We start from the raw sequence: 14,175 nt of genomic DNA, 5'->3' as shown, positions 1-14,175 counted from the left end.
ACGCTCATTCCCTGAGCGCACACGAATAAGCCCGATGCCTTGCTATCGCCAGACGGGGTCTATGCACCGCTTACGTTGGAGACAAACGGACAAACGATCTATTGTCGCTTTGCATTTAAACGGGTTCTTCCTCAATTTCTGTGGTTAACAGAGTGCTGGCGCCTCGACTGCTATCTGCGGGGATGCGAGCGCAATTGAAATGGTCACCCGGCCCAGGGGTCAAGGTTCTGGGTAGTACCCTTCAAGATGAAGAAAACTGGGTTGTTTCCGCCGCTGCGAAACCTGTCGGTATCTGCCCGGATTGTGGAACGCAAAGCCGGCATCGGCACGGCTGGCACAACCGCCGCCTCAAGGACTTGCCTGTTCAAGGTCAAGTTGTGAAAATCAAGCTCGCACTGAACCGGTGGCAGTGTAGACACCGGAAATGCGGGCGACGATGAAGCAGGGCTCTCGAGTGTTCGCCATAATGCGTGGCTTGGCCATGCGCTTCAACGGCATCTTGCGCAGCAGGAGCCCGGACGCACTGGATGAATGGATCGACGATGCCATCGACACCGAGCTCACGGCAATCATGCGTTTCGCCAGCGTTTTGCGCCGGGATGTTGATGCCGTAAAAAATGCAATCGAACTCCCGTGGAACAACGGTCAAGCCGAAGGGCAGATCAACCGCCTCAAGATGCTGAAGCGAGCAATGTACGGTCGCGCCGGTCCAGAACTGATGAGGGCGAGAATGCTGCCGCTGAATCACAGAAATTGAGGATGAACCTAATTAAATACCAAATGACACCAGGTGCCCCCGCGAAATGGCGCAATTGACGGACGTCATGCCCAAGTTTGAATAGAAGGCTCCGCGTCGGACAACGATGCGAGGCACAAAAATCGGAGCCCCGTGTCCTTGTTGACGACGTGAATGGCTGGCGCGCATAGACGCTTCGATGTCGTGCTCGACGCCGGAGAAAGCCGCGCCGTTAACAGCCGCCTCTCACTTGATGCCGTTCGCCTCGGCGACGAAATCCGACAGCATCGGCACGTGTTCCTCGCCGCGACCAGCTGCGACCGCCTGGGCGAAGGAATTCCTGACTGCGGCCCCGATCGGGTTCGCGACGCCGCTCGCATTGGCGAAGCCGGCGAGATAGCTCATGTCCTTGAAGCCGTTGCGGATTGCGAACTTGTGGGCGTTCGGGTCACGCTCCAGCACCCAGCGGAAGAACGTCTGATAGAAGGGGCAATCCATGCGGCCCCCTCGGATGACGCTGTCGAAGACTTCCGGGGTGAGCCCCGCCTTGCGTCCGAGCATCAGCGCCTCGGAATAGAGCGCCGCATAGCCCATCGAGAGAAAGTTGTTGAGCAGCTTCATCGTGTGGCCGGTGCCGGTTGGGCCTGTGTGGACGATTCTGCCGGCGAAGCATTCGAGCACGGGCCAGACACGGCGCACGTCCTCGTCCGCGCCGCCGACCATCACATCGAGCGTACCGGCGGCGGCGTCCGCCGGGGTACGGCTGAGCGGCGCATCGATGAGGGTAATAGCCTTGCCGGCGAGATTCGCAGCGAGTTTTGTGGTGACGGAGGGATCGGAGGTCGAACAATCGACGATGGTGAGCGGCTTGCCGGCGGAAGCGATGCCGTCCGGGCCTTCAATCACCAAGAGGACTTCCGGCGAGCCGGTTACGCAAAGGATGATGATGTCGCAACGCTCGGCCATATCGCGCGGAGTTGCTGCCTCCGTCGCGCCCTCGGCGACCAGCGCGTCGACCGGCGCGCGATTGCGATGCGCCATCACGCAAAGCGGCGAGCCCTTCTTCAGGATATTCGCCGCCATGCCCTGACCCATCAGCCCGAGCCCGATGAAGCCCACATTTGATTTCGTCATTTGGTCGCCTCCACTGATTGGCTATCGAGATCACGATGATTCTGGGTCGGGGCCCGAGAGTCATTGAACGCGATCGATTCCGACAAGTCGAGCCTCGGATCAGGCTAAAAACGGCGCAGGCGTTTCCGCGCTAGAATTTACGGCTGACGAAGGGCGAGTTGGCGAGCCCGAAACGCCACGGGTGTTCCACCGCCTTCGTAACTCCCACACGGATACCGCTGGAGATCGGCGGACGCTGAGCCGGTAGGTGGAGGTGAAACGGCTCCTGCCAAAGCGGCAGGCCATCCTGCGCTCTATTGATCGCCAGCGCCTGGCCGAGGCGTCCCGGCCCGGAGCAATAGACCATCATGCAAAGATGGAGGCTACGAGGCTCCTTACGAACACCCCTCCGCGCTTGCATCGCCTCGATGTCCCACTTCGGCTCGATCGCGCGGATCAAGACGGCGCTGCCGGGCAAGCAAACGAAGTTGAGACACCAATGGAGGCCATAGGAGAGATAAACATAGGTGTGCGCCGGCGGACCGAACATCGCTCGATTTCGGTCGGTGGCGCCGGCGAAGCTGTGCGACGCGGCGTCATCGGGCAGATATGCCTCGGTCTCGACAATAATTCCGCCGACGCCGGACACCGCGAATTCGGCGCCGATCAGGTCCGCCGCCACCTCGACGGCGGGGCGCGCGAAAAACCTGGCATCCCAACTCAATCGATGCACCGCAGGAGGCTATGCGAGAATTGTACGGGCGATTGCCGCAGCGGCACCAACATGCGATCGGCAGGCAGCCGCAGCCGCTTCGGGATCATTTTTTTCAATTGCTGCGAAAATCTCTCGGATCTGCGCCGGTCCGGAAACTGTTCGATTGGCAGTCGAAAGGGTCATAACGCGAAGGCGCGAAATTCGGCTGTTCAACCGGCTGACAATGTCCCAAGCGATGTTGTGGCCAGCTGTTTCGAAGATGATCCGGTAGAACTCGGTCGTCGCGTCCAGGATACCTGGCGGGGAGTTTTCGCTGGATGTGCGGTCCAGCTCATTCAATGCAACGCGTAGTTTCGCCTTGACGTCAGAATTTGCGGCCCTGGCGCAGTCGGCGACAGCGGTCGCTTCCAGTGCAGCCCGAATGTCATAAATTTGCCGTGCGTCATCCCAACTGAGTTTGGCGACGATCGGGCCCTGCTTTGCGAGCATTTCTACGAGTCCTTCCGCCTCTAGATGGCGGATGACCTCGCGAATGACGGAACGAGAGACCCCAAGCTGATCGCAGAGGGCTCGCTCGACCAATCTCTCGCCTGGCTCAAACAGGCCACTGATGATCGCTCGTCTCATGCGCTCGAGCGCGATCTCTCGCAACGTTGCGGGAGGCGTATCGATCCTGAGGGCGGCAAGTGTCTCGCTGTTTTTGGTCATATCTTCCTCTACCTGCAAAAAATCTCCGGCACAAGGTCTTGACACGTGGTCTTATGGTATACCAACATACGAGAAGACAAATTGACAGGAGATCGCAATGCCGGCAGTGGTTCGAAAAACGCTTTTGCATGTCGAGCAGACGTTCATCGAAGGGGGGAAGGAAGCGGCGAAACCGCTGACGTTGATCGCCGCCATCGCTGTCGTGAAAAACCCCTGGGCGGGCAGGGGCTTTGTCGAAGACCTCAAGCCCGAGATCCACGAGGTCGCGCCCGTCCTTGGCGAGCTTCTGACGAAGATGATCATCGATACGGCGGGAAGCGGAGAAATGGTCGAGGCTTATGGGAAATCGGCCGTGGTCGGCCTTGATGGCGAGATCGAACACGCCTCGGCGCTGATCCACACGCTCCGGTTCGGCAACCACTACCGCACGGCCGTCGGCGCGAAGTCCTATCTCGCTTTCTGCAACACGCGCGGCCCCGCCAATGCGCCGGTCATGATCCCCTTGATGGATAAGAACGACGAGGGGCGGCGCTCGCACTACCTGACGATTCAATGCGCCATTCCCGATGCGCCGGCGGCCGACGAGATCGTTGTTGCTCTCGGCGCGTCCATTGGCGGCCGGCCGCATCACCGCATCGGCGATCGCTACCAGGATCTGAAGGAGCTGGGTAACAATGTTGCAAACCCTGCAGCGGTCTAGGACCCCTACGGGCATCGCCTACCTTGATCAAGGCGAGGGTGACGAAACGGTCATCCTCGTCCATGGCGTGGGGATGCGGATCGAGGCCTGGCAGCCCCAGATCGAATTCCTTCAGCGCCGCGCGCGTGTGATTGCAGTTGACCTGCCCGGCCATGGCCTTTCCGCGGCTCTGGGGAAGCCGCCGGTGCTATCCAATTACGTGGACTGGTTCGGAGACTTCCTGAGCGAGCTCGACCTCGGCGAGGTCAATGTTGTTGGGCACTCGATGGGAGCACTCATTGCCACCGGCGCGGTTTCCTCGTTGCCCGACAGGATCCGCCGCGTGGCATTGCTGAATGGTGTCTACAAGCGCAGCATCACAGCCCGGCACGCTGTCGAGGCCAGGGCAGACGAGATCGTCAGCGGCGTCTTCGATCGCAACGCGCCGCTTGACCGATGGTTTTCAGCGGAGGAGCGAGGCGGCGACGCCTATAGGCTCGTCGGCGCTCTGCTGCAGGCGGTTGATGTTGCCGGCTACGCGACGGCTTACCGGGCCTTCGCAACGGGAGATTCCCTTTACGCGGACTGCTGGCCGAAAGTTTCATGCCCGGCGCTCTTCCTGACCGGCGACGGCGACTTGAACTCGACCGCGGAAATGGCTCGGGAAATGGCCGCCGCCACAGTTCGCGGCGAGGCCGTGGTGATCGCTGGGCATCGCCACATGGTGAACCTCACAGCACCGGAGGAGGTGAACGAGGCACTCATGGATTGGCTGAATTGGGAGGTAGAGAAATGACTTTTGACGCCCGATCTCTGCGGGATGCATTCGGCGCCTTTCTGACCGGCGTGACAGTCGTCACGTCCTACAACGAAGAGGGCGCGCCGATCGGCTTTACCGCCAACAGCTTCACGAGCGTTTCGCTTGATCCGCCGCTGTTGCTCGTCTGCCTTGCCAAGACGTCGCGCAACTGCGCAACCCTCACCACGGCCAAGGGCTTTGGCGTGAACATCCTGTCCGAAGGGCAGAAGGACGTTTCGAATACGTTTGCCCGGCCGGTCGAGGATCGCTTCGCGGCGGTCACCTGGCGAAAGGGTCCCCACGGGGCGCCGGTCTTTACCGATGTCGCCGCCTGGTTCGACTGTGCGTCGCACGATGTCGTGGATGCCGGAGATCATGTCATTCTGATTGGCCGCATCGAAGCCTTCGAAAACAGCGGTATGACCGGGCTTGGTTATGCGCGCGGCGGCTATTTTACGCCGACGCTTGCCGAAAAGAGCCTGCTCGCCTCGGCGGACAGCACGCTCCTGCTCGGCGCCGTAGCCGTGCGCGACGACAACGTCCTTCTCGTTGAAGATGGCAAAGGCGGTTGGACTCTGCCTTTCGTTGAAAAGGCCGAAAGCGAAGGCCTGGAGGGACTGGAGGCGCACCTTGCAGATGCGACCGGACTGAGCGTGCAAACGGGCCTTCTGTATTCCGTCTACGAGGATACGAAAACAGGGCGCCAGCACGTCGTCTATCGGGTTGGACTTGGTGAGGGTGAGCCTCAGGTAGGGCGATTCTTCCCGGTCAACAATCCTCCGCTTGCCGAGATTTCCGATGCAGCCGTGCGTGACATCGTCAAACGCTACGGGTCGGAAAGCATGCTCGGCAACTTCGGGGTCTATTTCGGCAATCAGGAAAAGGGCCGCGTCCACGCCGTGGCCGCGAAAGGATGAACCATGAAATTCTCGCTTTTCGTGCACATGGAGCGGCTCGACGCCAACCAGAACCATCAGGAGCTCTACGAGGAGTTCGTTGAGCTTTGCGAGATCGCCGACAGGGGCGGCATGCATGCGATCTGGACCGGTGAGCATCACGGCATGGATTTCACCATCGCGCCGAACCCCTTCGTCAACATAGCCGACCTCGCGCGGAGGACGAAGAATGTCCGGCTCGGTACCGGCACGGTGATTGCTCCCTTCTGGCATCCGATCAAGCTTGCCGGAGAAGCGGCAATGACCGACATCATCTCGGGCGGTCGCCTCGATCTCGGTATCGCCCGCGGCGCTTACAGTTTCGAATACGAGCGTCTGTTGCCTGGCCTCGACGCCTGGGGCGCCGGCCAGCGGATGCGGGAGTTGATCCCGGCGGTCAAGGGGATCTGGGCCGGCGACTACGCGCATGATGGAGAGTTCTGGAAGTTTCCTTCAACCACGTCCGCTCCGAAGCCGGTACAGCAGCCGCATCCGCCGATTTGGGTGGCGGCGCGCGATCCGAACAGCCACGAATTCGCGGTCGCCAATGGCTGCAACGTTCAGTGCACGCCGCTCGCCAACGGTGAGGCCGAAATTGCCAGCCTGATGGAACGCTTCAACGCGGCTTGTGAGAAAGTGCCAGGGGTGCCGCGTCCAAAGATCATGCTGCTTCTCCACACCTATGTCGGCAGCAGTCAGGCCGATATCGAGCAGGCGGCAAGCGAGGTGAGCGCCTACTACAATTACTTCTTCGCCTGGTTCAAGAACGAGCGGCCCATCAACCAGGGTCTGATCGCGCGTCTCAGCGAAGAAGAACTGGCCGCCAACTCGAACCTCGCGCCAGAAAAGATGCAGGCGAACATGCCGATCGGGACGGCAGACGAGGTGATCAAGCGCCTCAAGGTCTACGAGGACCTCGGCTTCGACGAATACTCGTTCTGGATCGACACAGGCATGAGCTTCGAGCGCAAGAAAGCTTCGCTCGAGCGCTTCATCGCCGACGTGATGCCAGCTTTCAAGTGAGGCTGTGATGCAAAGATTCCAGCAATATATCGACGGTCTGTTTGAGGACGGAACCTCCCGGTTCGACTCCCTCGATCCCGCAAGCGGAGAGGTTTGGGCCTCGATGCCGGAAGCGCGAGACGATGATGTCGACCGAGCAGTCAGGGCCGCCGAACAAGCGCTCTGGGGCGGCGCCTGGCCGGCAATGACGGCAAGCGCTCGCGGCAAGCTGCTCTACAAGCTCGCCGACCTCGTCCAGGAAAACGCGCAGCGCCTTGCCGAGCTTGAGACCCGCGACACCGGCAAGATCATTCGCGAGACCTCCGCCCAGATCGCCTATGTCGCGGAATATTACCGCTACTATGCCGGTCTCGCCGATAAGATCGAAGGTGCCACGTTGGCGATCGACAAATCGGATATGGATGTCTGGACACGGCGCGAGCCGGTCGGGGTTGTGGCGGCGATCGTGCCTTGGAACAGCCAACTCTTTCTCGCTGCCGTCAAAATCGGTCCGGCACTCGCCGCAGGCTGCACGCTCGTCGTTAAGGCATCTGAGGATGGCCCGGCGCCAATGCTGGAATTTGCTCGCCTCGTACATGAAGCCGGTTTCCCGAAAGGCGTAGTCAACATCCTGACCGGGTTTGGTGCCTCCTGTGGCAGCGCCCTGACAAGGCATCCAGGCGTCGCGCATATCGCGTTCACGGGAGGACCCTCGACGGCCGCCCAGGTCGTGCGCAATTCCGCAGAAAACCTCGCGAGCACCTCGCTGGAACTGGGTGGCAAGTCGCCCTTCATCGTCTTTGCTGACGCCGATCTTGAAAGTGCGGCCAACGCGCAGGTTGCAGGGATCTTTGCTGCCACCGGACAGAGCTGCGTGGCTGGCTCACGGCTGATCGTTGAAGCCTCGATCAAGGATCGTTTCCTGGCCATGCTGAAGGCCAAGACTGCTGCGATCCGGATCGGCGCACCACTCGACATGGCGACTGAGGTCGGCCCGCTCTGCACCCGCCGGCAGCGGGAGCATATCGAAAGTGTGGTTGCCGCATCCGTGAGTGCCGGCGCAAAGGTCATTGCCGGCGGCCAGGCAGGCGAGGGCCAAGGCTTCTACTACCAACCGACTATCCTCGACTGCGACGGCGTCAATTCGCCCTCTGTCGAGACGGAACTCTTCGGGCCTGTCCTCTCGGTTGTGTCATTTTCCAATGAGGACGAAGCGGTGCGGCTGGCCAACGGCACGCGTTATGGCCTGGCCTCCGGTGTGTTCACGCAGAACCTCACCCGCGCGCATCGGATGGTGAAGAGGCTTCGCGCCGGCATCGTCTGGATCAATACCTATCGCGCCGTTTCGCCGATCGCGCCGTTCGGCGGCTATGGCCAGTCCGGCCATGGGCGCGAAGGAGGGCTTGCTGCGGCGCTCGACTACACCAGAACCAAGACTGTCTGGCTGCGCACGTCAGACGAGCCGTTCCCTGATCCATTCGTGATGCGGTGAGCCATGTACTACGAAATCCGCACCTACCGGCTGAAGAACGGCGGCATCCCCGAATACCTCAAGGTCGTCGGAGAGATCGACATTGCCATTCAAAAGCGCCACCTCGGAAACCTCGTCGGCTACTTCTCGTCCGAGATCGGCCCGATCAACGAGATCGTGCATATCTGGGGTTTCGACAGCCTCGACGACCGCCAGGCGCGGCGTGCCCGCCTTGCTGCCGATCCCGAATGGCAGGCCTTCCTGCCGAAGATCCGCGACCTGATCGTGACTGCGGACAACAAGATCATGACACCGGCGGCTTTTTCGCCGCTTGGAGGCACAGCGCCGGTGTGACGACCGGAACCAACAACTGAACTGGGAGGATGAGAACATGAAGAAGAGAATTGCAATCGCGCTTGTCTCGGCAACGCTCGGCTTTGCCGCAGGGACCGCTGCCGCTGAGGACATGGTCTTCACGAGTTGGGGCGGAACGACCCAGGACGCACAGAAGGCCCATTGGGCGGACGCTTTCGCGGCGAGCACCAGCATCAATGTGACGCAGGACGGTCCGACCGACTACGGCAAGCTCAAGGCGATGGTCGAGGCCGGCAACGTCACCTGGGATGTGGTCGATGTGGAGGGCGACTACGCCGTTCAGGCTGGCAAGGCGGGCCTTCTCGAGAAGCTCGACTTCGCGGTCATTGACAAGGCGAACCTTGATCCACGCTTTGTCACCGATTACTCGGTCGGGAGCTTCTATTATTCCTTTGTTATCGGCTGCAACAAGGACGCGGTCGCGGCCTGCCCGAAAACCTGGGCAGACCTGTTCGACACAGAGAAGTTCCCCGGCAAGCGCACCTTCTACAAGTGGTCGGCCCCCGGTGTGATCGAGGCCGCACTTCTTGCCGACGGCGTTCCCGCCGACAAGCTCTATCCACTCGATCTCGATCGTGCCTTCAAGAAGCTCGACACGATCAAGGCCGACATCATCTGGTGGGATAGCGGCGCGCAATCCCAGCAGTTGCTCGCCTCGGCGGAGGCGCCGTTCGGTTCCTTCTGGAATGGCCGTCTGACGGCGCTCGCTGACACCGGCGTCACGGTTGAAACCTCGTGGACCAACAACATCACTGCCGCTGACGCACTCGTCGTTCCGAAGGGCACGAAGAACAAGGAAGCGGCAATGAAGTTCATTGCGCAGGCCACCAGCGACAAGGCTCAGGCGGAATTCGCTGCCGTCACCGGCTACGCGCCGATCAATGTGAAGTCGGCTGCGCTGATGGAGCCCGAGCAACGCAAGAGCCTCCCCGACATGCAGGCCGAGACCCAGGTGAACGCGGACATGCAGTATTGGGCCGAGCATCGCGACGAGATCGGTACGCGCTGGTACGCGTGGCAGGCGCAATAGGAAACATCTGCCAAGACGCTTGCGGACCGGCCAATACCCGGTCCGCCACCAACCCAACGGATGTTCGACAATGGTTCTTTCGGCGACAGTCAGCGCAAGGGGCAGCGGGACGAGGGACAGCGGCTTCGGCTATCTTGTCCCTGCGCTCCTACTCGTCGCGGTCTTCTTCATTCTTCCGGTGCTGATGCTCCTGCTGCGAAGCGTATTGGAGCCTGAGCCGGGGCTCCAGAATTACGCGACCCTTTTGGGCTCGACGACATATCTGAGGATCTTCCTCAACACGTTCATCGTTGCCGGGGTCGTGACCGTCATCGCAATCGTTGTCGGCTATCCGGTCGCCTGGTTGCTCGCCATCATGCCCGAGCGGTGGTCGCGACTCATTCTGGCGATCATTATCCTGTCGATGTGGACGAACCTGCTTGCCCGCACCTACGCGTGGATGGTGCTGTTGCAGCGCACCGGTCTCGTCAACAAGACCCTGATGGGGCTTGGCGTCATCGACACGCCGCTTCCTCTCGTCAACAACCTCGTCGGCGTGACCATTGGCATGACCTACATCATGCTGCCCTTCGTCATACTGCCGTTGATAGGTGTCATCCGCGCCATCGACCCCGCGATTTTGCGCGCGGCAGCCCTTTGTGGTGCCACTCGATTGCAGTGTTTCCTGCGCGTGCTGTTGCCGCTTTCCCTGCCTGGCATCGCCTCCGGCGCACTGATGGTCTTCGTCATGTCGCTTGGCTACTTCGTCACCCCGGCGCTGCTCGGTGGCACCTCCAACATGATGCTCGCCGAACTCGTGGCGCAGTTCGTGCAATCGCTTGTCAATTGGGGGATGGGTGGGGCCGCAGCGCTCGTGCTTCTCGTCGTGACGCTGGCGCTCTACGCGGTGCAGCTCAAATACTTCAATCCCAACAGGGCGAGGTGATCATGCTGCTCGATTTCGAAAAACTCGGCGGACTTCGAACCTTCCTGATCGGCCTGACGGTCCTGGTCTGCCTGTTCCTGGTGATGCCGATCGTTTTCATTGCCGCGCTGTCATTCGGCTCGTCGCAATGGCTGATCTTTCCGCCGCCATCCTGGACCTTCAGGTGGTATCATCAATTGTTCGCAGACCCGCGTTGGCTTTACTCCGCACTGACCAGCCTGAAGATCGCCGCCATCGTGACCGTTTTGTCGGTCGCGATCGGGTTTTTGGCTGCACTGGGGCTCAACAGAGGCACCTTCGTGGGGCGGGAAGCGTTGCGTGCGTTGTTCCTGACACCGATGATCCTGCCGGTGGTCGTGCTGGCAGTGGCGCTTTACGCCCTGTTCCTAAAACTCGGCCTGGCAGGAACGACGCTCGCCTTCATTATTGCCCACCTGCTGATCGCGCTGCCGTTTTCGATCATCTCGATCGGCAACGCGCTTGAGGGATTCGACAAATCGATCGAGGATGCGGCGGTTCTCTGCGGTGCGAGCCCGTGGGAGGCGCGCCTGAGGGTCACCGTTCCTGCGGTTAGCCACGGTATCTTCGCTGCTGCGGTTTTTTCGTTCCTCGCGTCCTGGGACGAGGTGGTGCTGGCCATCTTCATGGCGAGCCCGACATTGCAAACGCTCCCGGTCAAGATCTGGGCGACGCTCCGACAGGATCTGACGCCGGTGATTGCCGCAGCCTCCACCCTTCTTATCGCATTTACCATCGTGCTGATGGTGCTCGCGTCACTCTTCCGTAAGGGACAAAAGACATGACTGAACCCTTCCTCAGCATCCGCGGCATTCGAAAGAAGTTCGGCTCGTTCACGGCCGTCAAGGACGTCACCATGAACATTGCCGAGGGCGAGTTCATGACGTTCCTTGGCCCTTCAGGGTCCGGCAAGTCGACGACCCTCTACATTCTCGCGGGCTTCCAGGATCCGACCGACGGTGACATCCTGCTCAACGGCAAGAGCCTTCTGTCGACGCCTTCCCATCAACGCAACATCGGCATGGTGTTCCAGCGCTACACGCTCTTCCCACACCTGTCGGTCGGCGAGAATGTGGCGTTTCCGTTGCGCATCCGCCGTCGGCCGCAAGCCGAGATTGCCGAGCGTGTGAAAGCCGCACTTAAGCTGGTGAGGCTCGACGGTTTCGAGGATCGCAAACCGGCGTTGATGTCGGGTGGTCAGCAGCAGCGCGTCGCGCTGGCCCGAGCGCTTGTCTACAATCCGCCGGTCTTGTTGATGGATGAACCACTGTCGGCACTCGACAAAAAACTGCGCGAGGAAATCCAGTTCGAAATCCGCCGCATTCACCAGGAGACCGGCGTCACCATCCTTTATGTCACCCACGATCAGGAGGAGGCGCTGCGTCTGTCCGACCGCATTGCTGTCTTCAGTCAGGGCGAAATTGATCAGATCGGGACGGGCCAGGAACTCTATGCCAACCCGGCAACCCATTTTGTCGCCGGTTTCATCGGGGACAGCAATTTCATAGAGGCTGCGATCCTCTCAAACAAAGATGGAAAGGCAAGGCTGGCGCTCCCCGGCGGCACTGTCGTCGACGGCGTGCCGATGCATGGCGGGAAGGCGGCAGGAAAGGCCTCTCTACTGTTGAGGCCCGAACGGCTGTCGCTTTCGCAGGCACCGGTCGATGCGGGGCTCTCGGTCACGATCGACGACATCACCTTCCTTGGCAACAACATCGAAGTCGCCACCCAAACAAGCAGCGGTGACACCCTGTCGGTGAGGCTTCCGTTCGGCCATCGGGCGATTTCCCAACTCACACGGGGGGATCAGGCGTGGCTCAGCTTCGATAGCGGCTCGACCCACGCCTTCGCCTGACGCGATGGCGTGTCGCCACACCACGGGCACTGACCCGAACAAGGATCATTCGAAAGGGTCCTCTAATCATGGCTATTTCCGAGGCTCTGCTTTCCAGGCTCAAGGATCGTTCCCTCATCACGGACCAGGCCCCGGTCGGCGGGATATGGCTCGGCGCGGGCGAGGCGAGCGCGACGTTTGAAGTTAAAAACCCCTCGACCGGAGAGACGATCGCAACATTGCCCAATCTTGGTCGCGCCGACGCGCATCGTGCCATCGACGTTGCTCACAGGGCGCAGGTGAATTGGGCAAAAAAGACCGGCAAGGAGCGGGCAGCAATTTTGCGCAAGCTCTATGATCTGATGGTTGCGAATGTTGACGATCTCGCTTCGATCCTAACCATGGAGATGGGAAAGCCGTTCGCCGAGGCGCGAGGGGAAATCCTCTATGGCGCCTCCTATGTGGAGTGGTTCGGCGAGGAAGCCAAGCGTGTCTACGGCGACACCATTCCCGGTCATCAGCAAGACAAGCGCATCCTCGTTCTCAAGCAGCCGATCGGAGTGGTCGCTGCGATCACGCCCTGGAATTTTCCGAATGCGATGCTCGCGCGCAAACTGGCTCCGGCACTTGCGGCAGGATGCGCGGTGATCTCCAAACCTGCCGCAGAAACTCCGCTTTCGGCGCTGTCGCTTGCCTTGTTGGCGGAGCGTGCCGGCGTGCCGCCGGGTCTCTTCAGCGTCATTCTCTCGACGGATGCTGCGTCGATTGGCAAGGAACTCACCGGCAATGACAAGGTGCGCAAACTCACCTTCACCGGTTCCACGGAAGTGGGCCGGATCCTGATGCGTCAGGGCGCCGACAAGATCCTGAAACTAGGCCTGGAGCTTGGTGGCAACGCTCCGTTCATCGTGTTTGATGACGCCGATATCGACGCGGCTGTCGAAGGCGCGATGGTCTCGAAGTTCCGCAACAACGGACAGACATGCGTGTGCGCCAATCGGCTTTACGTCCAGGCCGGCGTTTATGACATGTTTGCCAAAAGGCTTGCGACGAGGGTTGCCTCGATCAAGGTCGGGGACGGGTTCGAAGACGGCGTCAATGCGGGCCCGCTCATCGACGCGAATGCTCTTGCCAAGGTCGAGGACCATATAGTGGATGCAGTATCGAAGGGAGGGACGGTCGCGCTCGGCGGTAAGCCGGACGCGAAAGGCGGCCTGTTCTTTCAGCCAACCGTACTGACCGGCGTGACAGCCACGATGAAGATTGCGAAGGAAGAAACGTTCGGCCCGGTTGCGCCGCTCTTCAAGTTTGAAACGGAAGAGGAAGTGGTCGCACTCGCCAATGACACGGAGTTCGGATTGGCCTCTTACTTCTTCTCGAAGGACCTCGCCAAAGTCTTCCGTGTGGCGGAAGCACTGGAATACGGTATCGTCGGCGTCAACACCGGCTCGATTTCCACCGAACTCGCGCCGTTCGGCGGGATCAAGCAATCCGGGCAAGGTCGAGAAGGTTCGAAGTACGGAATCGACGACTATCTCGAACTGAAATACCTGTGTCTTGATCTTGGGTGAGAGACAGGGCCCGCAAAGAGCCTGCGATGCTGATCTCAACCCTGCTTTCGGCATTATAAGGACGGGCGCCGGATTTGCAGGAAATCGCATAATGTATCAACTGGCATTTGACGGCTTCGCCGTTCTCGTTGGCCCCAGTCGCATGGCGCACTCTCCAATTTCGCTCGCGTGCCCAGGGCATGCCGCTCCGCCGCCACCGTCCCGACTGCCCGGCTTTTAAACATGCGAGCGGGAACGATTTGGCCGCTGGATGCTTTCTCCCCT

The 14,175-nt window shown here is 60.5% G+C and carries 15 protein-coding genes and 1 pseudogene; 13 read left to right on the top strand and 3 right to left on the bottom strand.

Translation table 11 applies throughout. The features are described 5' to 3' along the window. The first annotated feature begins 182 nt into the window (after positions 1 to 182). Complete coding sequence (locus V7S54_RS33095; RefSeq protein WP_336410007.1) at positions 183 to 440, top strand: transposase family protein; 258 nt, start codon at positions 183 to 185, stop codon at positions 438 to 440. Further along, positions 437 to 757, top strand: a pseudogene (locus tag V7S54_RS33090) (transposase); the annotation flags it as partial. The gene V7S54_RS33095 and the pseudogene V7S54_RS33090, both read left to right, overlap by 4 nt. A gap of 225 nt (positions 758 to 982) precedes the next feature. Here V7S54_RS33090 and V7S54_RS33085 read toward each other — a convergent pair. The 3 genes from V7S54_RS33085 to V7S54_RS33075 form a co-directional block, all read right to left on the bottom strand. Beyond that, positions 983 to 1,870: an NAD(P)-dependent oxidoreductase gene (locus V7S54_RS33085; protein WP_336410005.1), complete on the bottom strand. Its 888-nt coding sequence runs from the start codon at positions 1,868 to 1,870 to the stop codon at positions 983 to 985. A gap of 130 nt (positions 1,871 to 2,000) precedes the next feature. Beyond that, positions 2,001 to 2,582 carry a DNA-3-methyladenine glycosylase gene (locus V7S54_RS33080; protein WP_336410004.1) on the bottom strand — a complete coding sequence of 194 codons (582 nt, stop codon included), beginning with the start codon at positions 2,580 to 2,582 and terminating at the stop codon, positions 2,001 to 2,003. Positions 2,583 to 2,591: 9 nt separating this feature from the next. Beyond that, positions 2,592 to 3,272: a GntR family transcriptional regulator gene (locus tag V7S54_RS33075; RefSeq protein WP_336410003.1), complete on the bottom strand. Its 681-nt coding sequence runs from the start codon at positions 3,270 to 3,272 to the stop codon at positions 2,592 to 2,594. A 97-nt stretch (positions 3,273 to 3,369) separates the two neighbouring features. Here V7S54_RS33075 and V7S54_RS33070 point away from each other — a divergent pair, with 97 nt between their 5' ends. From V7S54_RS33070 to V7S54_RS33020, 11 genes are all read left to right on the top strand, one after another. Beyond that, positions 3,370 to 3,972: an amino acid synthesis family protein gene (locus tag V7S54_RS33070; protein ID WP_336410002.1), complete on the top strand. Its 603-nt coding sequence runs from the start codon at positions 3,370 to 3,372 to the stop codon at positions 3,970 to 3,972. Further along, on the top strand, positions 3,947 to 4,747 hold the full coding sequence (locus V7S54_RS33065) for an alpha/beta fold hydrolase (RefSeq protein ID WP_336410001.1): 801 nt from the start codon (positions 3,947 to 3,949) through the stop codon (positions 4,745 to 4,747). Before V7S54_RS33070 ends, V7S54_RS33065 begins: the two co-directional genes overlap by 26 nt. After that, complete coding sequence (locus tag V7S54_RS33060; protein ID WP_336410000.1) at positions 4,744 to 5,667, top strand: flavin reductase family protein; 924 nt, start codon at positions 4,744 to 4,746, stop codon at positions 5,665 to 5,667. The genes V7S54_RS33065 and V7S54_RS33060 overlap by 4 nt, the downstream gene beginning before the upstream one ends. A 3-nt stretch (positions 5,668 to 5,670) precedes the next feature. Beyond that, the gene (locus V7S54_RS33055) at positions 5,671 to 6,708 is read left to right on the top strand and encodes an LLM class flavin-dependent oxidoreductase (RefSeq protein WP_336409999.1); all 1,038 of its coding nucleotides are present in this window, start codon (positions 5,671 to 5,673) and stop codon (positions 6,706 to 6,708) included. Positions 6,709 to 6,715: 7 nt separating this feature from the next. Then, entirely contained in the window at positions 6,716 to 8,179 is a 1,464-nt protein-coding gene (locus V7S54_RS33050) for an aldehyde dehydrogenase (protein WP_336409998.1), read from the top strand. 3 nt (positions 8,180 to 8,182) lie between these two features. Next, positions 8,183 to 8,512, top strand: coding sequence for an NIPSNAP family protein (locus V7S54_RS33045; RefSeq protein WP_336409997.1), 330 nt, complete (start codon positions 8,183 to 8,185; stop codon positions 8,510 to 8,512). Positions 8,513 to 8,549: 37 nt separating this feature from the next. Next, positions 8,550 to 9,563: an ABC transporter substrate-binding protein gene (locus V7S54_RS33040; RefSeq protein ID WP_336409996.1), complete on the top strand. Its 1,014-nt coding sequence runs from the start codon at positions 8,550 to 8,552 to the stop codon at positions 9,561 to 9,563. Positions 9,564 to 9,633: 70 nt separating this feature from the next. Next, the gene (locus V7S54_RS33035) at positions 9,634 to 10,488 is read left to right on the top strand and encodes an ABC transporter permease (protein WP_336409995.1); all 855 of its coding nucleotides are present in this window, start codon (positions 9,634 to 9,636) and stop codon (positions 10,486 to 10,488) included. A 2-nt stretch (positions 10,489 to 10,490) separates the two neighbouring features. After that, positions 10,491 to 11,291, top strand: coding sequence for an ABC transporter permease (locus tag V7S54_RS33030; RefSeq protein WP_336409994.1), 801 nt, complete (start codon positions 10,491 to 10,493; stop codon positions 11,289 to 11,291). Next, the gene (locus V7S54_RS33025) at positions 11,288 to 12,361 is read left to right on the top strand and encodes an ABC transporter ATP-binding protein (protein WP_336409993.1); all 1,074 of its coding nucleotides are present in this window, start codon (positions 11,288 to 11,290) and stop codon (positions 12,359 to 12,361) included. The genes V7S54_RS33030 and V7S54_RS33025 overlap by 4 nt, the downstream gene beginning before the upstream one ends. A gap of 68 nt (positions 12,362 to 12,429) precedes the next feature. Further along, positions 12,430 to 13,911, top strand: a complete 1,482-nt coding sequence (locus V7S54_RS33020; protein ID WP_336409992.1) for an NAD-dependent succinate-semialdehyde dehydrogenase — start codon at positions 12,430 to 12,432, stop codon at positions 13,909 to 13,911. The last annotated feature ends 264 nt before the right edge of the window (positions 13,912 to 14,175 follow it).

The sequence above is a fragment of the Ensifer sp. CCNWLY38 genome (assembly GCF_037120565.1).
GTDB lineage: Bacteria > Pseudomonadota > Alphaproteobacteria > Rhizobiales > Rhizobiaceae > Ensifer > Ensifer adhaerens_H.
Note: the sequence above shows the minus strand (reverse complement) of the source record. Positions and strands in the feature narration are given on the sequence as shown.